The sequence below is a fragment of the Shewanella sp. TB7-MNA-CIBAN-0143 genome (assembly GCF_040310065.1).
GTDB lineage: Bacteria > Pseudomonadota > Gammaproteobacteria > Enterobacterales > Shewanellaceae > Shewanella.
The window spans coordinates 35,187-60,541 of the sequence record NZ_JBEOPL010000021.1 but is presented as its reverse complement, the minus strand read 5'-3'; the positions used below and the strand labels follow the sequence as shown (position 1 = coordinate 60,541).

Sequence of the window (25,355 nt, the reverse complement as noted above, 5' to 3'; positions counted from 1 at the left end):
TAGCGCTAAAAGGGAAGGATGGGATGACTTTGCGTACTTCATATATTGTGGGTTTGATTGCCTGCACAGCGGTTGGTTTAACCAGTGTACAAATTATTGAGTCTGCACAGGCAGAAACGCTCAAAATTACTGGGCCCAATGGCGAGGTTAAACAACAAGCGAAACGGCAATATGGTCCGACGACATCAAGAGATACGTTTTGGAGTATTGCGCAAAAAGTCAGACCCAGTGATAAGGTCAGTATTTATCAAGTGATGGCGGCGTTATTTGACGCGAATCCACATGCTTTTAGTGGTAATAATTACAATACACTAGAGCGAGGGATGATATTACTTGTTCCTTCTGTAGATGTGATAGCCGCTATACCCAATGATGTTGCTAAACGCCGTGCTGAACAAGATGACCGCCGCGCTAACAGACAAACCCAGCCTCGTCCCGTTATTAATAAACCTATTCAATCCCCTATAGTCGAAACGCCTAAAAAGCCTACTGCTGCAAAACCACTGCAAATAGTTCAGCAAACACCTGCTGTGGCGGTTCAAACCAAAGCGATTAATGAGGCTAATGCTGTTGTCGTAAATGATCTCAATAGCACCTTAGATAAAGCTAATGCAAAAACGTTGATGGTCACGGATGAGCTAGCGCGCGCGCAAGATGAATTAATGGTCAGTAATAATGACAATCAAGCGTTGAAAAACAAAATTGAACAAATGTCATTAAACATTTCCTCGCTTGAAGAAGATCTACAACTGTTACGCGAGAAGTATGAAGCTTTAAACTCAGAAAATAAAAAACTCGTAGATCAAACCGAAAATGCGGAACCCGTAGTAGAAGAACCCACTGACTTTTGGCGTAGCCTAATGGATAACACCATTTTGTTGATCCTTGCCGCCTCGATTCCTCTGTTAATTATCTTCGGGCTTATTTTCTGGTTGCTCAGTCGCCGAAATAAAAAGTCTCAACAATCTGAAGTGAAAACAGCAACCCAGTCTGAACAAGAGTCTGCAGCTGCAACAGGCAGTGATGACTTAGATGACTCTGATGATATTGTGGTCCATTTAGATTCAAGTGATGAAGATTCAATTGATGATTTATTGGATTTGGACAGCGTAGATTTACAGCCTGAAATCCAAATGGAAGATGATGCCGAGATGGATATGGCGTCTGATATGTTTGTTAGTGAAACAGAAATAGAAGATGAAGAAGGGACCTCATTAGACGATTTATGGGCAGAGGCTATGGAAGATCAAGATTCTGATCTTGAACCTCTTGAAGATGATGATGATCTCGATAGTCTACTTGCTGGATTAGATGATAAGCCTGCTGCAACCCTAAATTCTGCTGCACCAGAAGATGATTTAGACAGTTTGTTGGCGGGTTTAGATGAAGATACTGGAAAAGATGAAACTGATGATCTAGATGCTTCAGCAGAAAATGATATTGATTCGCTATTAGCTGAGTTTGATATGCCTGCAGAGCCAGATGATGTGGCTGCGGCAGCAGTAAAATCAGCAGACACAAGCGCGGATGACGATATCGATGCATTGTTAGCTGAGTTTGATATGCCTGCAGAGTCGGATGATGTTGCCGCTGCCGCAGCAGTAAAATCAGCAGACACAAGCGCGGAAGATGATATCGATGCATTGTTAGCTGAGTTTGATATGCCAGCAGAGCCAGATGATGTGGCCGCCGAAACACCGGTAAAATCAGCTGAAGCAAACGCGGAAGACGATATCGATGCATTGTTAGCAGAGTTTGATATGCCTGCAGAACCGGATGATGTGGCCGCTGAAGAAGCAGTAAAATCAACAGAAGCAAACGCGGAAGACGATATCGATGCATTGTTAGCTGAGTTTGATATGCCTGCAGAGCCAGATGATGTGGCCGCCGAAACACAGATAAAATCAGCTGAAGCAAAAGCGGATGACGATATCGATGCATTGTTAGCTGAGTTTGATATGCCTGCAGAGCCAGATGATGTGGCCGCCGAAACACCGGTAAAATCAGCTGAAGCAAACGCGGATGACGATATCGATGCATTATTAGCTGAGTTTGATATGCCTGCAGAGTCAGATGATGTGGCTGCCGAAACACCGATAAAATCAGCTGAAGCAAAAGCGGATGACGATATCGATGCATTGTTAGCTGAGTTCGATATGCCTGCAGAGCCAGATGATGTGGCCGCCGAAACACCGGTAAAATCAGCTGAAGCAAAAGCGGATGACGATATCGATGCATTGTTAGCAGAGTTTGATATGCCTGCAGAACCGGATGATGTGGCTGCCGAAACACCGGTAAAATCAGCTGAAACAAACGCGGAAGAGGACCTAGATTTATTACTATCAGAGCCTGATTCGGAACAAACTGATGTTGATGCTCCTACTGCAACGGACGAAGATATAGATCAACTCCTAGCCGGCTTATCTGCAACCAAGGATGAGAACGAAGAAGATAGCTCAACAGATAGTTCAACAGATGATGGGGATACAGACCTTCAGCCGCTAAACCGTGATTCAATTGACAACGATGATGACATAGCCGCGTTAATTGCAGCTGAGTTGCAAGATGATACTAACGAAGATATCCAAGATGTAGAGTCGAGTGATGATGACATTGACGCATTGCTGTCTAGCTTGAATGAGCCTGTTATTGAATCAGTGTTTGATGAAAAAAGTGATGAACTATCAACCGGTGAACAGCAAACTTCCGATAGTGATGATTTAGCGGCGCAAATTGCTGCAGAGTTAAGTGATGATGATGTCGTAGATTCCATTGATGATAATGAAACCAGTGATGATGACATCGATGCATTATTAGCGAGTCTTAACGAGCCTGTGATTGAGTCAGATGCCGACGTTCAGGAAAAGGCTGCCGTCCAAGCACAGATTGCTGCTGAATTAGATGATGATATTTCCGATGAAGAATCAATATCTGATGATGAGTCCCTCGATGATGACATTAATACTTTATTGGCAAGCTTTAAAGAAGATATAAAAGACGATACTCCATCAGAAAATGACACTGAAAACCCACAGTATGGCAGTGCTCCGCAGGTTGACAGCACTCAGCCTGACAATGAAAGCATCGACGATAACGCATTATTCGATGAGTTTGATGAATATCTTAATGATACCGATTTAACTAACACAGTTGATACCGCTGATATTGAAACGAACAAGTATATTGAGCCAGAAGCGGATGCTGATAAAGCAGCAGACAGCGATGACGAAGATAACAGCTGGTTAGATGCTGAACTTGAAGCCGCGTTAGCGTCAACGAGCAATAATGATGTTGAGTCTGATCAAGAAACTACAGCTGCACAAGCTCCTACATCAGAAACGGATGATGGTCTTGATGCCTTGTTAGCACAAATGGATGATGAAGAGGCTGCTTCGTCTAGTGCGAAAAGTAAAATCAATAAAGATTCAGGCTTCTTTAATGACCTAAAATCAAGTAAACCAAAACCTGAACTTTTAGATTGGGAAAGCGATTTACTTAAAGCTGCCGAGTCAGCCGCTGACGAGAGAGAAGTCGATGAAGCAGATGTGAGTGACGATGATCTACTGGCTGCATTTTCACAATCACTCAATGATGACAACGATGATGACTTTACCTCAGAAGATGAGTATATCCTTAGCGATGACAACTTAACTGTTGATGAAGCATTGGCTGCACTCGATCAAAAAGAACGAAGCCAATCAACAGAATATAAAGCCAGTGACGATGACTTAATGCGTTTTGAGCGTGAAAACGGTTATATCGACATTGATAAACTGTTGAACGATGCTGATGAAGATGACGATAAAACCGATCAGTATAAAGACGTTAATGTTGATATGGGCTCTGCAAGTTCATTAATGGGCAATCCGAATATGGTTGATGTTGATGATGAAGAAAACTCCGTTAATGCAAAACTTGATTTAGCCAGGGCGTATATTGAGATTGAAGATCAAGACAGTGCCCGAGCGTTATTAAAAGAAGTGCAAATGGACGGTAATGAACGTCAGCAATTAGAAGCCAAAAATTTACTAAAAAGTGTCAGTTAAGCCGATAATTTTTTGCCTGCATAGGTAAAGAAATAGGCTTATGTTAACCACATTAAAGCAAACGGCGCAGATACATGCGCCGTTTTTTTGTGATAAACTGCGCGCCATTATTGAGTAGAGGATATAGGCATGCGGGTCGCGTTAGGTGTTGAATATGATGGTAGTGGTTTTTGTGGGTGGCAGCGCCAACTCGAGGTCGATTCAGTGCAAGCCCAGATTGAAAAAGCGTTAAGTTATGTGGCTAATGAACCTATAACCGTTTTGTGTGCCGGAAGAACAGATACTGGTGTACACGGTACCGGGCAGGTGGTTCATTTTGACACCGATGTTCAACGTCCAATGACGGCGTGGACACAGGGCGTTAATGCTAATTTACCCGACAGTGTGGCGATACGCTGGGCAAAAGAAGTCGATGACAGTTTTCATGCTCGTTACAGTGCGACAGCCAGACGTTACCGCTATGTGATTTATAATCATAAACTGCGCCCGGGTATTTTAAGTGCCGGAGTGAGCCATTATCACGGTGATATTGATGAAACCTTGATGCATAAAGCGGCACAGCTTTTTGTTGGCGAACACGATTTTACCAGTTTTAGAGCATTGCATTGTCAATCTAAAACGCCGTTTCGAAACGTGCATCAAGTCAATGTGACTCGCCAGGGTATGTATGTGATGGTCGATATTCAAGCTAATGCATTTTTACATCATATGGTGCGTAATATTGTTGGTTCATTACTGCAAATCGGCTTAGGTAATCAACCTATAGAGTGGATAACAGAATTGTTTGCTCTGAAAAATCGTAAGTTAGCGGCACCTACTGCTAAACCGAATGGATTGTATTTGGTCGATGTGACTTACCCTGAACAATATCAATTGCCTAAGTTAGCGCTGGGTCCATTGTTTATGCTCGATTAAGCCCTTTAAGCTATCTATGTTATTTAAGTTAGCTAAGTTATCTTTATTGAAATGTAAAACGAATGTTCTGTATTCGCAGGCCGAGTAAGGTTTGAATAAGTTAAATGGTATTGAATTATGTCAATCGTGTCTGAAATTACTGTACCCAATCAACAGTCAAGCTTAGCTCAATGGCTGGATTATTTGCTGGCAATTCATCCTAGCGAAATTGACATGGGCTTAACTCGAGTCAGCGTAGTTGCCGAGAAATTAAATGTGCTTGATTTAGCGCCAGCTAAAGTCATTACCGTAGCCGGTACCAATGGCAAAGGCACAACCTGCGCTATGCTGGCTTCGATTTTACATCAAGCTGATTTGTCTGTCGGCGTGTATAGCTCGCCTCATTTGCTGCATTACAATGAACGGGTACAAATAAATCAACAAGATGCCAGTGATGACTCCCTTATCGAAGCTTTTTGTGCGATAGAGACGGCGCGAGGTGATATTTCATTAACCTTTTTTGAATATGCCACCTTAGCAGGTTTATATTTGTTTAAAGCTGCTAAAGTCGATGTGATCATTCTTGAAGTGGGTTTAGGTGGGCGATTGGATGCAACCAATATTATCGATTCCGCCGCCACTATTTTGACCTCTATCGATCTTGATCATCAAGAATATTTAGGCGATACCCGCGAACTGGTTGGCAGAGAAAAAGCTGGCGTGTTTCGCTCAGATTGTGTTGCTATTATCGGTGAGCCAGATTTACCGTTGAGCGTCACTGAATATGCTAATCAACTCCGGACAACTCTTTATCGTGTTGGGCATGAGTTTGATTACCATAAAGATCAGACTCAACCAGCATTATGGCACTTTGAATCTGCGCAGCAGTCATATACTGGCTTAACGGTGCCAAGGTTACCGTTAGCTAACGCTGCAAGTGTTGTTGCGCTGCTAAGCCATATTTGGCCGCAAATAAGCCAACAGCACATTAATCGAGGATTACAACAAGCTCAACTGGCTGGACGACTAGAGCAGGTGAGTCAGCAACCATTAGTACTATTAGATGTTGCTCATAATCCCCATGCAGCCAGATATTTAGCACAACAATTACAGGCGTACCAAGGTCGGCGTATTGTAGCCTTGTGTGGCATGCTTAAAGATAAAGACATTAAGTCGGTATTGGCGACATTAGATCAACAAATTAGCCATTGGAACTTGGTGAGTTTAGATAATCCACGCGGCGCATCAGCACAAGCATTGCGTCAAGCATTGCCCAATGACAGTAGTCGTGAGCATGTTAGTGAGTTTGCTGACATCGCTAGCGCATGGCAAGCCATACAAACTACGGTAAATGCCGATGATGTGGTTATTGTCTTCGGTTCTTTTTATACTGTTGCAGGCTTTAAATCTTTATAAACACTATTTATGTCCGACGTCGGTTGTACAAGCCATCATTAACGTCATTTGGTTAAAAAAGGGAATTAGCTTTGAATCGTCAATTTCAAAATCGTTTGGTGGGTACCATCGTATTAGTGGCCTTAGGCGTGATTTTTTTACCCGACTTATTAGACGGTAAAAAAACGCAAGTGGTTGAGGAGTTCACTGAAATTCCTTTACGTCAAACTCAGCCAAGTGCTTCCAATAAAGTTAATTCTGACAATACCGCTGAACCAGTAGAAGAATTCCAAGTGTTAACGATTGCTGAACCACAAGATCTCAGTAACGATATCGTTGCATTAGGGGGAGCTGAACCGAACAAAGAGCCGACCAAAGAAGTCAGCCAAGCCGTTAAGCCGCCAGCTCCAGTGGCAGTAGCAGTGGCAGTTAAAAAGCCTGAAACCCAGGTTGCAAATAAAGTGAAATCACCTATTACTGCTGGTTTTACATTGCAGTTAGGCGGGTTTAATAATATTACCAATGTAAAAGCGTTGATTGCTCAACTGCGAAAAGCGGGGTTTAACGCTTATACACTGCCTAAAGTACCCGTTGAAGGGAAACTAACCCGAGTATTTGTTGGCCCTGAAGTTTCAGAAGAAAAACTTAAAGCTCGTCAGCAACCTATATTCAAATTAACCGGATTAAAAGGCAAAATCGTAGCCTATAATCCACAGGAACAATAACCTCTTCAGACGGTTTTTTGCGTGCGTGATTAATATTTACAATTTGATTGTTCTTAATCACGCAAGAATAATTTGTGCAATCAGAGGTGAGAAACATCTCTGTCTCTGTTAGAATCCCGCCGTCTTGAACCCTATACCGGATCCCCATCTCCATGGTTTGGATTGATTACGCAATAATTATTGTCATCGGGTTATCAACTATTATTAGTTTGATCCGCGGATTTGCCAAAGAAGCCATGTCTCTTGTGGTTTGGTTTGCCGCTTTCTTTATCGCTAGCCAGTTTTATCTTGATCTTGCAGCTCATTTAACCCAAATGCAGGACGAGTTAGTTAGAAACGGTGTGGCGATTGCTATTCTTTTTATCATTACCCTGATCATAGGGGCTCTCGTTAATTATTTATTAGGCCAGTTAGTGGCTAAAACCGGATTATCGGGCACAGACCGTGTTTTAGGCCTGTGTTTTGGTGCCATTCGTGGCGCGTTAATCGTTAGTGCATTACTGTTTTTTATGGATGCTTTTACGGCATTCCCTGACACTAAATGGTGGCAGGACTCTGTTCTTGTACCTGAATTTGGCGTGGTTATTCAGTGGTTTTTTAACTACCTTGAAAATACCTCTAGCTTTGTACCCAAAATATAAACATAAAACACTTTACAGTGAGGAACCTTACCCATGTGTGGTATCGTCGGAATAGTAGGAAAATCAACAGTTAATCAGACCATTTATGATGCGCTGACTGTGCTCCAACATCGTGGTCAAGACGCAGCAGGTATTGTGACGGTTGACATGAATGCGTTTCGTTTACGTAAAGCAAACGGCTTAGTCAAAGATGTGTTTGAACCTAAACATATGCAGCGTTTACAAGGCAATGCCGGTATTGGACATGTTCGTTATCCTACCGCTGGCAGCTCGAGTGCATCAGAGGCACAACCGTTTTATGTTAACTCGCCATTTGGTATTTCGTTAGCACATAACGGTAACTTGACTAATACGATTGAACTGGCTGCAAGCTTAGTCACAAAGCGTCGTCATGTTAACACCACCTCAGACTCAGAAATCTTGTTAAATCTGTTAGCCGATGAGTTACAAGAAACGCGCAGTTTAACCTTAAGTGCCGATGAAGTGTTTGATGCAGTTGCTAAAGTGCATGCGCAAACTCGTGGTGCTTACGCGGTAGTTGCGATGATTATTGGCCAAGGTTTAGTGGCATTTCGCGACCCATTTGGTATTCGTCCTTTGGTATTGGGTAAACACGAAACTGCAACGGGTACTGAGTACATGGTTGCTTCTGAAAGTGTTGCTTTAGACGCTGTTGGTTTTGAAGTGATGCGTGACGTAGCACCTGGTGAGGCTGTTTATATTTCACTTGATGGACAATTGTTTACCCGTCAATGTGCAGCAGACCCAAGCTATGCGCCATGTATTTTCGAATTCGTGTATTTTGCACGTCCCGATTCGAGCATTGATAAAGTGTCTGTTTATGCAAGCCGTGTAAACATGGGCGCTAAGTTAGGCGAAAAAATTAAGAAAGAATGGGAAGATCACGACATTGATGTTGTTATTCCTATTCCTGAGACCTCGTGTGATATCGCATTAGAAATTGCACGTTGCATGGATTTACCGTACCGCCAAGGTTTTGTGAAAAATCGTTATATTGGTCGTACATTTATTATGCCTGGTCAGCTAGAACGTAAAAAATCAGTACGTCGTAAACTGAATGCGATTAATACCGAGTTTAAAGGTAAAAACGTATTATTGGTTGATGATTCTATTGTACGTGGTACTACGTCTGAACAGATCATTGAAATGGCGCGAGAAGCCGGAGCAAAGAAAGTGTATTTTGCTTCAGCTGCACCTGAAATCCGTTTCCCGAATGTGTATGGTATTGATATGCCAACGTCTAATGAGCTTATCGCTCATGGTCGTGATGCTGACGAAATTGCCAAAATCATTGGTGCCGATGGCATTATTTTCCAAGACTTAAGCGACTTAATTGAAGCGGTAAGAATGGAAAATCCAGAGATTAAGCGTTTCGAAACATCTGTGTTCGACGGTCATTATATTACCAACGACGTTGACCAAGCTTACTTGGATCATTTAACGCAATTACGTAATGATGATGCTAAAGCCAATCGCTCAAAAGACATTGGTACTAACTTAGAAATGCACAACGAGTGTCATCCATAAGTTAACCGGCCTTGTTAGCAATATTTGTTAACAACAAAAAACCAGCATGAAAATGCTGGTTTTTTTATGGGTTTAAATCATTAAATCATTAAATCATTAAGTCAAAAGTCAAAAATGGATCCCTCCCAATAAGGCATTTAAGCAGGGATCTAAGCATGTGCGGATAATGAAGATTAAGGGCAAAAGCTAAAATAATGATCCTGACTACTACGTTATTCACCCTGTAATATTTTTAAGCAGGGACCTATATATTTTTTTGGCTTAGTGAGTATTACTCTTGAATAAAATCTTCCATAAACCAGGCGCATAGAGTGTGGCGGCCGTCAACTTGTGCTTTGCTGTAAATTGTTGATGCTTGTTGGCGGACCGTTTTTTCTTTGGTGAGTCGTACCTCGGCAATTTCTTTAAAGCTGAGGCCTTTCAACAGTAATAAAGCGACTTGTTGTTCACTTTTTGTAAACTGCCATGCATCGAATTGTGTTGCGATTGTTATGCTATATTCTTGTCTTGCAGATCGCATTTGTGCTGACATGTGATCGATTTCTTTATCCGCTTTTTTAAGTTTCGATTTGAGTGCTTTGACTTGGCGAGAACTGCGGATCAGGTCATAACCTAAAAAAATACTCGCTGCAATCGTTAACAATACCAGCATGGCTTCTTGGGCAATGTGCCAAGCGGGAATGTCCAGTTGAAAATCGGCAAATATGTCGAACAACTTAAACAAGGTGATTAGCAGTAGCAGTATAATAATGAATACATCTTTTCTCATGACAGCGGTCCAAAAATGAGTGTGTTACGTAAATAAAACTAAAAAGGGTAAGTGATTACGCATTAAAATCATGAGTTTACATTATGGTACATATGTACCATAGCGACATTTATGATACATACTCCCCATGTGTTCTCTACCTAAAGATAATAGTCTAACTATATCTTTTGGGTTAGTGAAATCACATATGTCTGCCGTGAAGTTTAGTATCAAAATATGTCTTATTATTGCGCTAGCGATTAGCTCTTATAGCTATGGCGCTACAAGCAATGACCTGTCACCACTGTTGCAGTTAAGTCAAACGCGATTAAACAAGACCACCTTTAATGCCATGCCACTCAACGATAACCGCTCAGTACAATTGAGCAGTTCGACTTGGTTGACAGGCTTACCGAGCATTAGTTTAAGTTACCTAGGCGATCTGGATAATAGTAACATTTATGAACAAGAAGTATCACTTAACTTACCCATTAAATCTTTTAGTTTGCACCAAAGCGATAACAAATTAAAACGGTTAACAAGCTCTCTGCTTGAGCAACAGGTGGCACTTCAAAAATTATATTTATCTGGTTTGCTTAGACAAAGCATGTGGGATTTTCGCATCGCTTTAGTTAAGTCTAACCAACTGCAACGTAAAGCATCACTATTAGAACAGTTACATGTGCAGCAAAAACAACTGTCTGCAGCGGGTGAGTTTCCTAAAGTCAATTTATTGCTATTAGATCGTGAACGCGTGGATATTGATTTAGCGCAGATTGAACTAAAACAGCAACAAGATGAAGCAATGGCATTATTTCAATCACTCACTGGTTTGAGTGAGATCCCCGAAAATATAGAAGAAAGTGGCCATAATATGGCTGAATTAGACGTGCAATCTATTCATGGTGCTGATGTGGTATTGATGCAGCATCCTTTGTGGCAATTACAGTCGCTGCAACAACAGTTTCAAGACGTCATGATGACAAGCCAGCAAGCGGGTGAACAAGATCCGTGGACTGTGTCATTAACCGCAAAGGAAACGGCTGGTGATCTCTCTAACGACCAACATTTAGGTGTTGGGATCAGTATTCCACTCGGTTTTGGCTCTGCTTTATCTCAACGTGAGCTGTCGGTTTGGCAGAAAGATTATCAAGATCAACGCATCAATAGCGAAAGACTTTATCTGGAACTCAAAAATCAATCACAAAAGCTGTTATTACAGCAGCATAATCTCAGAAAACAGCAGGCCTTGTTACAACGAGGGGTATCACTGAGTCGCACCATCACTGAAGATTTGGCCAAGGTAAAAGACCAAAACCAAATGGGTTATGAAATTTGGTTACGCCGCTACATGGATGCATTGGATACTGAATCACGTTTAGCACTTAACCAAGTGGCCCAGCAACAACTTCATTCTCAGCAACTGCAAGCTTTAGGGATTTCGTTATGATGGCCAAATTTGGCACCAGCCTTTTATGTATCACAATCGGTTTATCATCGGCGTTTGTTCGTGCTGAAACCATATCTCTTAGCGAGTTAGGTCACTTAGACGTGAGTTATATGTCGCCTAAAAAAGTGGCCAGTTATGAAGGTAGTCCTCTTCCTGCACAAATAGCCCGTTTACCCGGTAACGATTATTGGGTTATGACGCCTGAAAATATTCAGCAAGTCACGTTTTTAGTGGGACAGGGGCAAGTTGTCACCAAAGACCAAGCCATTGTCAGATTAACTGGACCGGAAGTGTTTCATTTTTTAGCTCAAATAGAGGCGGCCAAAAGCCTATACGATCTAGCTAAACAGCGTTATGACCGTAATCTGCCTTTATTAAAAAATGGCAGCATTGGCTCAGATAAGTGGCGCGAGATCAGCCAAGATTACTTTAGCGCTCACCTTGAATACGAACACATGCAGCACTTTATGGAGATGGTGCAAAGCATTGATGCAGATACTGAATCGCTGGTGGTCATGGCTCCTGTGGCGGGCATTGTTAATCTTAATTATCTCAATAGCCCCTACAGTGCTGGGGTGCAATTATTCTCGCTTATTCCTACCGAGAGTATTCGGGTGAAAGTCAGTGTGCCTATGAGTCAGTCAACCTCGTTATCTGCGGTGAACATTAATCAATGTCATATTGCCATTGATGAAGTGTCTGCAATTGCTGATGGGGTATTTTTAACAGCTTGGTCTACCCCTGTACCACAAACGTGCAATTTACTCTTAGGGCAACAAATTACTGTGATACCTGAATATCAAAAAGCCGTGTATTTGGTGCCTAAAATTAGTGTATTCACTTGGCAACAAGATAGCCAGATTTTTACCCAAAAAGACCAAACATTGTCTTCATTGAGTATCGATGTATTAGGCTCTACTGCAGATGATTATATTGTCGCGAGTGATCAAGATTTGAGTCAAATTAAAGTCTTGTCTCAATCTGTCGCGGCAGTGAAAGGTATACTGCTTGGTTTAGGAGGCGAATAATATGCTCGCTTCTGTGATTCGTTTTTCGCTAACTCAGCGCTTGTTTGTGCTGATCGTAGCGTTGATTTTAATGTTAGCGGGTACTCGTGCCTGGTTTAATATTCCTCTTGATGCCTTTCCTGATATTTCGCCTACGCAAGTGAAGATTATTTTAAAAGCGCCGGGCATGACGCCTGAAGAAATTGAAGCGCAAATTACTGTACCGGTTGAAACAGAGCTTTTAGGGATCCCAAATCAAGACATTTTACGCTCCACTACTAAGTATGCCATTAGTGATATTACCTTAGATTTTACTGAAGGAACTGATATCTATTGGGCTAGGCAGCAGGTCAGCGAGCGACTAGCGGCGGTATGGGACAGTTTTCCTGAAGGTGTCTCTGGTGGTGTGGCACCGATGAGTACGCCGTTAAGTGAAATCTTTATGTTTACACTTGAAAACCCTAACTTATCGTTAATGGAACGTCGACAGTTGCTGGAATGGGAAGTCAGACCCTTGCTGCGTACCGTTGCTGGTGTGGCTGATGTGAATATTTTAGGCGGCTATGCCAAAAGTTTTAGTGTTAGTCCTAATCCTTCTGCCATGGCTGCCGCTGGCGTCAGTTTTGCAGATTTGCAACAGGCGATTACGGACAATAATCATAATGAAGGTGCCGGTAAATTAACCATTGGTACTGATACCATTATTGTGCGTTCAGAAGGGCGAGTCGATGATATAGATGAACTAAAACAGTTAGTGATTAAGGCGGATGATGCGCAAGTTTATCGCTTGATAGATTTAGCTGACGTACAGATTGGCCATTTAGCCCGCTATGGCGCGGTATCAAAAGACGGTGAAGAGGCGGCTGAAGCCTTAATTATTGCACTTAAAGATGCCAATACTGCCCAAGTAGTCACCAATATTAAAGCAAAGTTAGCGCAAATTAATACTTCGTTGCCCGAAGGCAGCGAGCTTAACGTTTTTTATGATCGTGCTAATTTAATTAATACCGCGATTGATACCATTTCAAGTGCGTTATTTGAAGCCGTGTTGTTAGTGATTGTATTACTAGCGCTGTTTTTAGGTAATGTCAGGGCCGCTTTAGTTGTGTCATTGTCTTTGCCTCTTGCGGCATTAATGACGTTTTTGATGATGGATTTATTTAATCTGTCAGCAAATTTAATGAGTCTAGGTGGCTTAGTCATCGCGATTGGTATGTTGGTTGATTCATCTGTGGTAGTGGTTGAGAACATGGTCAATCTTATTGCGACTAAGCAACGTTTGCCGCGTTTACACCTTATTTATCGTGCGACTAAAGATGTGGCTATTCCAGTTGTATCTGGCACTGTCATTGTGATGATTGTATTTTCTCCCTTACTGACATTAACCGGCTTAGAGGGCAAATTATTTACGCCCGTGGCTGTCACGATTGTCTTTGCCATGTTATCGGCATTGGTGTTGTCGCTTACGGTTATTCCAGTCATTGCATCTTATCTGGTTAACGAAAAGTCTGCACAAGAGCCTAAAGCGATAGAGAAACTAAAAGCGGCTTATTTGAGCAGTTTAAAAAAGACGTTTACCTATAAAAAGCCGTTTATCATCGTGTCGTTTACGCTGTTAGTGGTGAGTTTAGGGCTATTTAGTCTTGTGGGTAAAACCTTTATGCCGACATTGGATGAAGGCGATATTATTTTACAGCTAGAAAAATCACCTTCTATTTCGCTTGAAGCGTCGATTGCTATCGACAAGCAAATTCAAATTACCTTGCTTGATAAGGTGCCAGAAATTAAACAAATGGTTGCGCGGACCGGTTCTGATGAAATTGGTTTAGATCCTATGGGGCTAAATGAAACCGATGTATTTTTGGAACTCGCACCGCGAGACGAGTGGCGCTTTGCTGACAAGACGCAACTGATTGATGCTATTCGCACTGAACTGCTTAATTTTCCTGGAGTAAATTTTAATTTTACTCAACCTATTCAGATGCGCGTCTCTGAAATGCTTACTGGCAGTATTGGTGATGTGGCCATCAAAGTCTTTGGTACCGATATTGATACACTTGGGCAATTAACGGCCCAAATTGAGCAGCTTGTCAGTGACACCAGTGGCAGTATCGATGTAAAAATGGCCATGATTGAGGGCAGTCCATTTATTAACTTAACCCTAGATAATGAGCTGGCACGTGGCTTTGGCATGAGCACCATGGAGTTTTCGCGGTATTTAAAAAGCCAACTTGAAGGTGTTGTTGTGACCGAAGTGCTGCAAGGTAAAAAGCGTACCCCAGTATTGATCGCCAATAATCAAGGCGGGTTGAGTAGTATTAATGAGCTGCAGAATCAATTGTTGGTGATGCCTGATCATTCATTAAAACGTCTTACCGATATCGCTAAATTAACCTACAAAGAAGGCCCTATTTTAATTGAACGCGAACAAGGTGATCGTTTTTCGGTGATTACGACTAACGTGCAAGGCCGAGACATAGTCAGTTTTGTTGAAGAACTCAACGCGAAAATTGACGCTGAGGTTAAGTTACCTAGCGGTTACAGTGTCAGTTTTGGTGGCGAGTTTGAAAATCAACAACGTGCCACTAATAACTTATTACTGGTTATTCCCGTCGCCATTGCGCTTATTACTCTCATTTTGTTTACCACTTTTGGTTCGCTTGCTAAAGCGGGCTTGATTTTGGCTAACGTCCCCTTTGCTATGATGGGCGGGATCGTGAGCTTGTATGTTTCGGGCGAGTATTTATCTGTGCCTGCTTCGGTTGGTTTTATTGCATTACTCGGCGTCGCGGTACTTAACGGTGTGGTGATGGTGAGTTATTACGAGCAGACCAAACATGTCTTTAGCAGTTTATTGGCGCGAGTCGAACAAGGTGCAGCAAGACGTTTACGGCCTATTTTGATGACCGCCACGACAGCCATGTTTGGCTTGATGCCATTGGTGTTTGCATCGGGCCCTGGTGCTGAAATCCAAAAGCCATTGGCCATTGTTGTTATTGGCGGTTTGCTGACATCAACCATTACAACCCTTTATTTGTTACCAATCCTTTATTACTGGCTGGAGAAACGTCAATGATCACGGAGCAATTGTTAGTGCTGATCGCCCAAAATGATATTAAGGACGACATCGTTGATACCTTGATTGAGCTTGAGTTTTTATCTGGTTTTAGCCTAGGTAATATTTGCGGTTTTAGCCGCGAACACAGCCATTTTAATATCAAAGAGCAAGTTGAAGGCTACAGGGAATTTTGTAAGTTTGAAATTATGCATCCTGTGGATCATCAAGATGCGTTATTAGGTGCCTTGTCTGCGGTTTGTAAACAGAATCCGTGTCGATATTGGATTACACCCATTATTCATACAGGCACTTTGTGCTAGCCGCAAAAGAAAAGTACTAAGTCGATAAAGGAAATAGTTGCTGTGTTTGGACCATGCGGTCAACTCATTAAATTTAGTTATAAGAAAGGATATTGAAATGAGAGTTTATCGTTGCCTAACCATGATCTTTTTCGCTTTGCTGGTACCAAATAATATATATGCTAGTGAGCTTTCTGCGAAGAATAGCGATGTGACGATTGAGTTTACTATCGAGCCTACGCGATCTTTGAAGGTAACGTTTGAAAGTAGTGTGACTTTGCATTCAATAGTCATTAGAAATAATGATGGTTATTTACTTAACTTAGATGTTCAAGTGCCAAAAGATCCTGGGACTATTTTTTATTTTAATCTTCCTAAGTTACCTCCAGCTAAGTATCTTGTTAGATGGAAAAGTCAGCTTAATGGTGGCCCAATAAGCCTTGGTGAAGCAACGTTAACCTTAAATGATGACACCTATCCACGGCCTTCTACTAAAAAACCAAAGTACGATATTTTACATAGAAAACTACATGGGTAGTCATACTGCAATTACGTCATTCCTGAGATGCAGCTGATCGGGAATCCAGCTCTTTATTGCAGGACGAAGTCCGTCCTTGTCATTTGCGGCATAGCGTCCTTGATACTTTATATGCCCAGAAATGGACTGCCAATTGAAGCGTTTTAGGCATTATTTTAAAGCGATGTTTACCTGTTGATACTCTTTTAGTGCTTGAGAGGTGTTTCCTGAACGAGATTGATTGATGCGACTGTAGTGCGCAATCGTTTTAGCTAAATAACGCATAGCAATGTCTTGCTGTACAGCATCACTCGCTTGCCAAATTACACTGCCTATAGGGTCCATGTCTGTAAGCGAATCATTAGCAACATTCGTGGGGAGTTTGGGATCACGTCTGATATAAAGGATTTCGTAGAAACGACGGTTTTCTTCAATCAGTTTTTCGTCAATTAATTCACAATTAAGCTTGATAAGTTGTTGGCGTAACTCATATTGATGATGAACTGGACACAAGATAAAATCGATTTTTCGGTTCGAATATTGCTGGCAAAGTGACCTAACAAACTCGATCATCAAATCTCCACCCACTCCGGCAACAATCACTAAGGGTGTATGCTCATCTTGATCCAAAGGGATCGCTGACACATCAACACAATGTACTTGCCATTTTGGTGGGTTTTGCTGTGGGTAAAAACGTTCGAGCTTGGCGGTTAACTGCTGCATCAATGCTGGCACAATGTCGACAAAATGGATTATAGCAGCATGTCTGTCTAGCAACGCGGCGCCGAGTAATCCATGGTCGCAACAGCAATCCCAAATATGAGTGTAACCATTGGGGATCATCATGTTGATATGTGCTAAGCGGTGGCCGAGTTTCATCTATTTATCAAGTTTGGAAGTGAACTTGCGCATTGTAATGATTTAAGTGACTAAGTGGTTAATTATTTCATATTTGCAGCTTGGCGTATTTAACGCTAATCTATACTGTAAATTTATACAGTTAAGTGGCGCGGTTCATTTCATTGAATATTAGCGACCCACCAGTGGATTATGATTTTATATATTGCTGAAAAACCCAGTCTAGGTCGTGCTATTGCCGATGTTCTGCCAAAACCACATAAAAAAGGTGATGGTTTTATCACAGCCGCTAATGGTGATTGCGTCTCATGGTGTATTGGCCATTTGCTCGAACAAGCAGAACCGGACGCCTATGACGATGCATTTAAGTCATGGAAACTCGAACACCTTCCCATCGTGCCGCAAACGTGGAAACTGCAGCCAAAACCTAAAACGCGCAGCCAACTTACGGTGTTACGAAAATTGGTCAAGCAAGCATCATCGATCATTAATGCTGGCGATCCAGACCGCGAAGGGCAGTTGCTGGTCGATGAAGTGATTTCTTATCTGGGTGTAAAAGGAGACAAGCTGAGTCAAGTTCAGCGCTTGTTAATCAGTGACTTAAACCCACAAGCGGTAAAACGTGCATTAGGGCAATTACGCAGTAACCGAGAGTTTATTCCATTATCGACCTCTGCATTGGCCCGCAGCCGTGCTGATTGGCTATATGGCATGAACATGACCCGAGCCTACACGATTCAAGGCCGTAAAGTCGGCTATCAAGGCGTGTTGTCGGTTGGTCGAGTACAAACACCGTTACTCGGGTTAGTGGTACGCCGCGATGATGAAATCGCTGATTTTACCCCTAAAGCATTTTACGAAGTATTAGCCCATTTATTGACAGACCAACAACAAGCATTCACCGCAAAATGGCAACCTAGCGAAGCATGTCAGCCATATATGGATGAAGACGGACGAGTATTAGCTAAAGGTTTAGCCGAAAATGTCGTTGCCCGTATCAATGGGAAACCAGCGGAAGTCACTAAAATTGAAGCTAAAGATAAGCGCCAAAACCCACCATTACCTTACAGCTTATCGGCACTGCAAATAGATGCAGCTAAACGTTTTGGTCTGTCAGCGAAAGAGGTACTGGATACTTGCCAAAGTTTGTATGAGCGCCACAAATTGATTACTTATCCGCGCTCAGACAGTCGCTATTTACCTAAAGAACAGCATGCTTTGGCAACAAAAGTATTGGACGCCGTGCTCAAAGGCGCTTCAGGCTTAATTGATGGTTGTGAGTCTCCTAATAGCAAACTTAAATCTAAAGCGTGGGATGACACTAAAGTAGATGCTCACCATGCGATTGTGCCAACTGAAAAGGTGGCTAATTTATCGGCATTATCAAGTAACGAAGCTAAGTTATATCAACACGTGGCAAGGCAATATTTAGCCCAGTTCTATCCCGCTTATATCTATGCAGAAACCGCAGTTGAAGTGACCATTGCTGGTGGCTTATTTACCACTAAAGCACGTCAAGATAAAACCTTAGGCTGGAAACAACTGTTTAAACGTTCTGCCACTGCAAATCAAGCTAGTTCTAATTCAACTAGCAGTGACGAGGACAATGAAGACGCGGTACAGTCTTTGCCTCCACTGGTTAAAGGTCAAATTTTGCATTGTCAGCGTGGTGAATTACTACAGAAAATGACCCAAGCGCCGAAGCATTTTACCGATGCCACTTTATTAGGTGCAATGACCGGCATTAGCCGTTATGTGACAAACAGCGAGATTAAAAAAATCCTTAAAGAAACCGATGGCTTAGGCACAGAGGCCACCCGGGCCGGCATTATTGAATTATTGTTTAAACGCGGATATTTGGTTCGCCAGGGTAAAGCCATTAAAGCGACGCCTGTGGGAGTTGGCTTAATACGCAGTTTACCCGAATCAGCAACCACGCCCGACATGACCGCATTATGGGAAAATAGCTTGGATGCTATCAGCCAAAAACGTTTAAAGTATGATGCTTTTATGCAGCCATTGTTGAGCCAATTAGATGGCCTCATCACTCAAGCATCGAGCCAGTTACCCTCAGCATTACAAGGTGTCGCCAGTACTGCACCGAAACGAAGTTTTAAGAAATCGTATAAAAAGAAGGCTAAAGTGAAAAGCTAAATTGGCAAGAGTTACTTGCATTACAGTCTAGGTATTTCGGGAATATAACTGTGTTAACTCACCATTAGGAACTTTGTAAATGTCATTGTGAACTTTTAAACCATTAAGTTCATATAGTAGATATTTACAGACAAACATACTAATAACCTAGGAAAATAAAGGAGAGTGTTATGAAAAGCACACTAGTGTTAACGATATTTGCAGCAAGTTTATTGTCTTATGCATCTAATGCCACAGCAGATAAAACCATTTTAGCTGGTGGATGTTTTTGGTGTATGGAGTCAGATTTTGAAAAACTTGATGGCGTAACCGATGTGGTCTCAGGATTTACTGGCGGAAACATCAAAGACCCTACCTATAATGGTAACCACAGTGGTCATTATGAAGCGGTTGAAATAACATACGATCCTAGCAAAGTGAGCTATACAGAGCTGTTAGAACATTACTGGGTCAACATTGACCCTTTTGATGCAAGCGGACAATTTTGCGATAAAGGTTCTAGCTATTTAAGTGCTGTTTTTGTGGCAAACGACACCGAGCGAAAAATTGCCCAACAGTCTAAAAACAAAGTAGAAAAGCAGTTTCCGAATAGTAAAGTTGTGACGCCTATTTTAAATGCGTCTACATTTTATCCTATCAAAGGCGATGAAAGTTATCATCAGGATTACTATAAGAACAACCCCATTCGCTATAATGCTTATCGCTGGAATTGTGGCAGAGACCAAAGGTTAAAAGATATTTGGGGAGATAAAGCGACACATTAATTTATTGGTTTTCAATCGAACTCCTGTGAGTTCGATTGATAGTGGCTATGTTTAGCTTATGTTTGACTCCTGTTTACAACATAGCCCCGCGACTAAAAGCTATTCTTGATGAAGTGCAACAGTAATGAAGTTTATTTAGCGCTAATTTATTGTCCGCTAATTATGATACAGATAACTTATCAATAATGTATTGATTCTATTCAGTCCGGATTAACATCACGGGATTCTATTTTACCCGTATGCGTTTGAACATTTAAAACGAGCATTTAATCCAACACGCTTTTATCGAGTATTCCTTTCTCTATTAGTTGCAACAAAATACTGCGAGTTTTGTCTTTAAGCATGTCACGCAGTAATCGCGCTGCGGGTGTAATAGATTGTCTGCTAGGAAATACCAACCAGAGTTCAGTGGATTTAACGGGATAGTCCGCCATTATCCTCACTAGGTTATTGGTCAGTAAGTCATGTGACATGTCTAAGCATGACTTAGCTGATATTCCTTTGCCATTAACGCACCAACGTCTAACTAAGTCTGCATCATTGGCAACCCGGTCACCGGATACTTTTACTTTAATACTGTTGTCAGCTTGGGTGAACTCCCAGATGTCGTGAGTTAAGTTTTGTAATTGATATAGCAGGGCATTATGTTCTGCCAATTCTTGTGGATGTGTTGGGGTGCCAAATTTATCAAGGTAAGTTTGTGATGCACAAATTAGCCTTGGCACATTACAAATTTTAAAGCCGTATAAATTAGCATCATTAGGTGAACCATAACGTAAAGCTAAATCGACAGCGTCGCGATAAAAGTCAACGTTGGCATCACTAATGCTGACTCTCAAACTCACTTTTGAATGAGTATCCATAAATTCATCAAGCCAAGGGATTACAATATTACGCCCCAGATCCGATGATATGGCTAAGCGTAAGTCACCATCAATAATGTCCAGCTCACCTTTCATGTTTTGCTTTGCTTGCTCCAGCATTAACATGGCTTGCTCACACTGCGGTATATACTTTTCGCCAGCGCTCGATAAACGAAGTTGCCGGGTGGTGCGAATAAAAAGTTCAACGCCTAAACTGGCTTCAACGCGTTTTAATGCAGCACTAGCGGTGGCGGTGCGCATGTCTAGATTGGTTGCCGCGGCAGTTATGCTGCGAAACTCTGCGACTTTAAGCACCACATAAAGGTCTTCTAATAACATGATTATCCATTTTTAATTGATAATGTTTCAATTATTATGCTGTTTATGGGAGATAAAACAAGCGCTAATATAGCTTCATCAAGTTTGAGCAACCTTATTTTATATATCACAGGAACAATCTTATGAAAGCTATTGGATATAAACAGTCTCTTGAAATTTCGAACCCAGAATCATTAATCGATGTGACATTGGATCAACCAATTGCAACAGGCCGTGATTTATTGATTAAAGTTAATGCCATCGCTGTTAACCCTGCCGATTATAAAGTGCGCTTAAACATGCCACCGGCAGACGGTGAAGTAAAAGTGATTGGTTGGGACGCGGTTGGCGAAGTCATTGCAACGGGTGATAAGTCAAGTCAATTTAAACCGGGTGATGTGGTGTACTATGCTGGTGATATTACTCGCACAGGAAGTAACGCTGAATATCAGTTAGTAGATGAACGCTTAGTGGGCATGAAGCCTAAGAGTTTATCGAATGCAGAAGCTGCTGCACTACCTTTAACGGCGATAACAGCATGGGAATTGTTGTTTGAACATTTATCGATTAAGCAGCAAAGCCCTGGCGCTGTAGAGAAATCAAACGAAGTGATTTTGGTTGTTGGCGCAGCGGGTGGTGTGGGTTCTATATTTGTACAATTGGCTAAAGCCATTACGGGTGCAACCATTATTGGTACCGCATCACGTGCCAGTTCAAGTGAGTGGGTTAAGAAATTGGGTGCGGACTATGTTGTCGACCACACTAAACCGCTTGTTGCGCAAATAGCGGCATTAAACATTGGCCCTGTTACTCATGTTGCGAGTCTAAACAGCACCGATACTTATTTTGATAGTTACACAGAGTTATTAGCACCGTTTGGTAAGATTGCGATGATTGACGATCCAGTTGCGCTTGATGTGACTAAATTAAAGCTAAAGAGTTTGTCATTACATTGGGAGTTTATGTTTGCTCGTTCGATGTTTAACGCAGTCGATATGGATGAGCAGGGACGTTTACTTAACCGAGTAGCGGATCTTGTCGACCAAGGTTTTATTCAAACTACGTTAGGCCAGCACATGGGCGCAATAAATGCTGCAAATCTTCGTGCTGCACATGAGGCGTTAGAAGCTGGCCGTGCGATTGGTAAAATTGTGTTAGAAGGGTTTTAATTAAGACCTTAAATTATATTATTGAGTAATGTTAAATACTTATATTACCGAACACTTATATTATCGAACAGGAATCAACATGTCACATTTAACGATTGTAGCCAATATTAAAGCCAAAGCGGACAAAATTGAATTGGTGAAAACTGAGTTACTGAAGCTGATTGACGTTACACGCGCTGAACAAGGGTGTATTAGCTATGAATTACACCGAGACAATGATAACTCTGCTCACTTTATGTTTTATGAGACTTGGCAGACCCGTGAATTATGGCGTGTGCATATGGAAAATCAGCATTTAGCCGATTTTGTGGCTGCAACTCAAGGCGCTGTTGATGAATTTACGTTGAATGAAATGACCGTTATCGACTAGTTTTATTCAAGTTGGCGATTCAATTGAATGACATCCAAAAGCAGAACATAAAATGTTCTGCTTTTTTGTCGATTTTTTTTAGTCTCTTATGAGACACTCAAGTGATAAATCGACTTGATTAAACCTAGTTCAGGTTAAATATTAGGATAAGTGGCAAGATGGAAATCAGATTTACGCAGTTGCAGTGTTGTTCATCGAGTGTCACTGTCGATATTGATGATTGGGTGATTGAATCACAACAATCTTGGGGGGTATTTAGCACCGAAGGTGATGTCGGTGCATTACTTGGTCAGTTATTAACCCAGCAAGTTGATGCACAAACCTTAACGTATAGTGGCGATATTACCGGTGTCACGCCAGCTTGTGTGGCATTAGTGTCATTGCTTGAGCAACAATCACTGCTTGAAGCTATTTTAGAGCAAGATGACAGCGAGTCACTGGGATATACCGATCCTAAAACGACCGTGTTTGGGGTTGTTTTTAATCAATGCCATGACAATGACTTAACCCATCAATTGCTGCAGCAATTAGATTTAACGCATTTAAGCTTAAGTCCTTTTGCTCAATTGTCTACCGGTGAAGGGCGCAGAGTAATGCTTGCCCGTGCAGTAGCAACCCAAGTGCCTTTTTTAGTGCTCGACGAACCTTATGCAGGCCTTGATGTTGCGCACAGACAGACCCTGACGGAATATTTACAACAATTATCTCAAACCAAACAAATACTGGTCGTGGTTTCGCGTGAAGAAGATATGCCAGATTGGATTGAACATGTTGCTATGTTTAGTCATGGTAAATTAGACAGTATGATGACCAAATCACAGTGGGACAACCATCCTGTAATTGCCCAGTTAACGGCGCAAGCGGGTCAACAAAGCGATGATATGTTAGCGCTTATTCGTCGTCACAGACATAAACCATTATTTGCTAACCCGGTTTTTCAGTTAAACAATGGACGAGTGGCTTACAGCGATAAAGTGATTTTCTCGGGTGTGAACTGGCGTATTGATAATGGCGTGCATTGGCAGGTCAAAGGGCCAAATGGTTGCGGTAAGAGTACTTTGCTTGGGCTTATTTTTGGTGACCATCCACAATGTTACAGCAACGACATTGATATTTTTGGCAAAAAAAGAGGGTCTGGCGAGAGCATTTGGGAAATTAAACAGCATATAGGTATGGTGTCTTCGGCATTACATCAGCAATATCGGGTTAACTGTAGCGCACTGGATGTGATTGTTTCTGGTTTTTATGATTCTATTGGTTTGTACCAAAAACCGACGGCACAACAAATATCTGTCGCTACAGAATGGTTGGCCATTTTACACATGGGCCATTTAAGTAAAACCGCTTTTCGACAATTAGAATATGGCCAACAACGCTTATTACTCATTGCTCGCGCCATAGTGAAACAACCCACCTTATTGATCCTCGATGAGCCTTATCAAGGTTTGGATTATTTGGGACGCCGACTGATTAAAAATGCCCTTGAACTCATTGCCAAAGAACACTTAAGTCAATTGTTGTATGTCTCGCATTATCAAGAAGATAGCCTAGACAGTATTCAGCATTATATTGAGTTTGTGCAAGATGAAAACCAAAATGGTTATCGGGCGGTGGTTTCTCAGGGGTAATTCCATCGTGTTTAAAGAGTCTCTAAATAGCTAACTTAGGTTGGCTATTTTTGTTTGTGAGTTTATTTTCTAATAATAATTGATAATGTTTCAATTATTATGCTCTATATGGCGATTAAACTTTTGTATATCATAACCACATTAACGCCGATAGCCTTGAATATTGAGTGAATTGAGCTGTAATAGGGCTATAGATATACAGCGACACGCTTAAGGAAACTGATGCTACTTGATACACCCATTTGCGATTATGGCTGGAAAGCCCCAGATTTCACCTTGAAAGATGCCAATGGTAATGCTTTTACCATGAGTGAGCACTTAGGAGAAAAGGGCTTATTAATTATGTTTATTTGTAATCATTGTCCTTATGTTAAAGCCGTTGCGACGCGTTTAGCTGCGGATACAAAGCAATTAATGGCTGAAGGCATCAATGTGTTAGCGGTTATGTCTAATGATTATCATGATGTTGAGGCCGACTCGCCACAAAATATGCTGCGTTTTGCCAAGCAACATGGTTTTGAATTTGCTTATTTAGTGGACGAAGATCAGCAAGTGGCTAAGCAATATGGTGCAGTGTGCACTCCAGACTTTTTTGGTTTTAATCATTTCGGTGAATTGCAATATCGTGGCAGGTTAGATGATGCGCGTTTGCAAGATGCGCCGAACAGAGAACCTGAACTACTACAAGCCATGCAAATGATTGCTGCAATAGGCAAAGGGCCTAAACAACAAACAGCCAGCATGGGTTGCTCTATTAAATGGCGATAAGCCATTTTAGTTAGCTATAAATTTAATGAGCTATAAACCTTGAAAAATTGTTTTTAAGCACAATAATAATGCAAAGAAATTTTTAAGTTAACTGTGTTGTTAACTAATTGTATTTATTGTTAATTTGTATTTTTT

General features: G+C 41.6%; 20 protein-coding genes. 17 read left to right on the top strand and 3 right to left on the bottom strand.

What is annotated here, in order from left to right; all coding sequences use genetic code 11:
* Positions 1–23: 23 nt before the first annotated feature.
* The 6 genes from AAEY97_RS16545 (at position 24) to purF (ending at position 9,249) form a co-directional block, all read left to right on the top strand.
* On the top strand, positions 24–4,046 hold the full coding sequence (locus AAEY97_RS16545; protein ID WP_351000083.1) for a FimV/HubP family polar landmark protein: 4,023 nt from the start codon (positions 24–26) through the stop codon (positions 4,044–4,046).
* A gap of 129 nt (positions 4,047–4,175) precedes the next feature.
* Positions 4,176–4,961 (top strand): tRNA pseudouridine(38-40) synthase TruA, encoded by a 786-nt coding sequence (gene truA / locus AAEY97_RS16540; protein ID WP_101086718.1) that lies wholly within the window; start codon positions 4,176–4,178, stop codon positions 4,959–4,961.
* A gap of 117 nt (positions 4,962–5,078) precedes the next feature.
* Positions 5,079–6,356, top strand: a complete 1,278-nt coding sequence (gene folC, locus AAEY97_RS16535) for a bifunctional tetrahydrofolate synthase/dihydrofolate synthase (protein WP_351000079.1) — start codon at positions 5,079–5,081, stop codon at positions 6,354–6,356.
* A gap of 71 nt (positions 6,357–6,427) precedes the next feature.
* On the top strand, positions 6,428–7,060 hold the full coding sequence (locus AAEY97_RS16530) for an SPOR domain-containing protein (RefSeq protein WP_192115208.1): 633 nt from the start codon (positions 6,428–6,430) through the stop codon (positions 7,058–7,060).
* Between the two features lie 152 nt (positions 7,061–7,212).
* Positions 7,213–7,701: a CvpA family protein gene (locus AAEY97_RS16525; protein ID WP_101086721.1), complete on the top strand. Its 489-nt coding sequence runs from the start codon at positions 7,213–7,215 to the stop codon at positions 7,699–7,701.
* Between the two features lie 33 nt (positions 7,702–7,734).
* Positions 7,735–9,249: an amidophosphoribosyltransferase gene (gene purF, locus AAEY97_RS16520; RefSeq protein WP_011636872.1), complete on the top strand. Its 1,515-nt coding sequence runs from the start codon at positions 7,735–7,737 to the stop codon at positions 9,247–9,249.
* A 271-nt stretch (positions 9,250–9,520) separates the two neighbouring features.
* On the opposite strand, the gene AAEY97_RS16515 is transcribed toward purF, so the two are convergent.
* On the bottom strand, positions 9,521–10,018 hold the full coding sequence (locus tag AAEY97_RS16515) for a helix-turn-helix transcriptional regulator (RefSeq protein ID WP_101086722.1): 498 nt from the start codon (positions 10,016–10,018) through the stop codon (positions 9,521–9,523).
* Positions 10,019–10,205: 187 nt separating this feature from the next.
* Between AAEY97_RS16515 and AAEY97_RS16510 the strand changes: the two genes are divergently transcribed.
* The 5 genes from AAEY97_RS16510 (at position 10,206) to AAEY97_RS16490 (ending at position 16,349) form a co-directional block, all read left to right on the top strand.
* Positions 10,206–11,447, top strand: coding sequence for a metal transporter (locus tag AAEY97_RS16510; protein WP_335691465.1), 1,242 nt, complete (start codon positions 10,206–10,208; stop codon positions 11,445–11,447).
* Complete coding sequence (locus tag AAEY97_RS16505; protein WP_101086724.1) at positions 11,444–12,475, top strand: efflux RND transporter periplasmic adaptor subunit; 1,032 nt, start codon at positions 11,444–11,446, stop codon at positions 12,473–12,475. The genes AAEY97_RS16510 and AAEY97_RS16505 overlap by 4 nt, the downstream gene beginning before the upstream one ends.
* 1 nt (position 12,476) lies before the next feature.
* Positions 12,477–15,530 carry an efflux RND transporter permease subunit gene (locus tag AAEY97_RS16500; protein WP_351000073.1) on the top strand — a complete coding sequence of 1,018 codons (3,054 nt, stop codon included), beginning with the start codon at positions 12,477–12,479 and terminating at the stop codon, positions 15,528–15,530.
* Positions 15,527–15,832 (top strand): DUF3240 family protein, encoded by a 306-nt coding sequence (locus tag AAEY97_RS16495; RefSeq protein ID WP_351000070.1) that lies wholly within the window; start codon positions 15,527–15,529, stop codon positions 15,830–15,832. The genes AAEY97_RS16500 and AAEY97_RS16495 overlap by 4 nt, the downstream gene beginning before the upstream one ends.
* A 97-nt stretch (positions 15,833–15,929) precedes the next feature.
* On the top strand, positions 15,930–16,349 hold the full coding sequence (locus AAEY97_RS16490; RefSeq protein WP_162023437.1) for a copper resistance protein CopC: 420 nt from the start codon (positions 15,930–15,932) through the stop codon (positions 16,347–16,349).
* 150 nt (positions 16,350–16,499) lie between these two features.
* On the opposite strand, the gene AAEY97_RS16485 is transcribed toward AAEY97_RS16490, so the two are convergent.
* Positions 16,500–17,207 carry a tRNA (adenine(22)-N(1))-methyltransferase gene (locus AAEY97_RS16485; protein WP_162023436.1) on the bottom strand — a complete coding sequence of 236 codons (708 nt, stop codon included), beginning with the start codon at positions 17,205–17,207 and terminating at the stop codon, positions 16,500–16,502.
* Positions 17,208–17,378: 171 nt separating this feature from the next.
* Between AAEY97_RS16485 and AAEY97_RS16480 the strand changes: the two genes are divergently transcribed.
* The gene (locus AAEY97_RS16480; protein ID WP_351000065.1) at positions 17,379–19,340 is read left to right on the top strand and encodes a DNA topoisomerase III; all 1,962 of its coding nucleotides are present in this window, start codon (positions 17,379–17,381) and stop codon (positions 19,338–19,340) included.
* 170 nt (positions 19,341–19,510) lie between these two features.
* Complete coding sequence (gene msrA / locus AAEY97_RS16475) at positions 19,511–20,104, top strand: peptide-methionine (S)-S-oxide reductase MsrA (RefSeq protein ID WP_335691472.1); 594 nt, start codon at positions 19,511–19,513, stop codon at positions 20,102–20,104.
* A gap of 266 nt (positions 20,105–20,370) precedes the next feature.
* Here the strand turns inward: msrA and AAEY97_RS16470 are convergent, their stop codons facing one another.
* Positions 20,371–21,306 carry a LysR family transcriptional regulator gene (locus tag AAEY97_RS16470; RefSeq protein WP_182744990.1) on the bottom strand — a complete coding sequence of 312 codons (936 nt, stop codon included), beginning with the start codon at positions 21,304–21,306 and terminating at the stop codon, positions 20,371–20,373.
* 122 nt (positions 21,307–21,428) lie between these two features.
* Between AAEY97_RS16470 and AAEY97_RS16465 the strand changes: the two genes are divergently transcribed.
* From AAEY97_RS16465 to AAEY97_RS16450, 4 genes are all read left to right on the top strand, one after another.
* Positions 21,429–22,454, top strand: coding sequence for a zinc-binding alcohol dehydrogenase family protein (locus tag AAEY97_RS16465; RefSeq protein ID WP_351000061.1), 1,026 nt, complete (start codon positions 21,429–21,431; stop codon positions 22,452–22,454).
* Between the two features lie 79 nt (positions 22,455–22,533).
* Positions 22,534–22,824 carry a putative quinol monooxygenase gene (locus tag AAEY97_RS16460; RefSeq protein WP_162023430.1) on the top strand — a complete coding sequence of 97 codons (291 nt, stop codon included), beginning with the start codon at positions 22,534–22,536 and terminating at the stop codon, positions 22,822–22,824.
* A gap of 158 nt (positions 22,825–22,982) precedes the next feature.
* Positions 22,983–24,452, top strand: a complete 1,470-nt coding sequence (locus AAEY97_RS16455; RefSeq protein ID WP_351000059.1) for an ATP-binding cassette domain-containing protein — start codon at positions 22,983–22,985, stop codon at positions 24,450–24,452.
* 222 nt (positions 24,453–24,674) lie between these two features.
* Positions 24,675–25,220, top strand: coding sequence for a thioredoxin family protein (locus AAEY97_RS16450; RefSeq protein WP_192115199.1), 546 nt, complete (start codon positions 24,675–24,677; stop codon positions 25,218–25,220).
* The last annotated feature ends 135 nt before the right edge of the window (positions 25,221–25,355 follow it).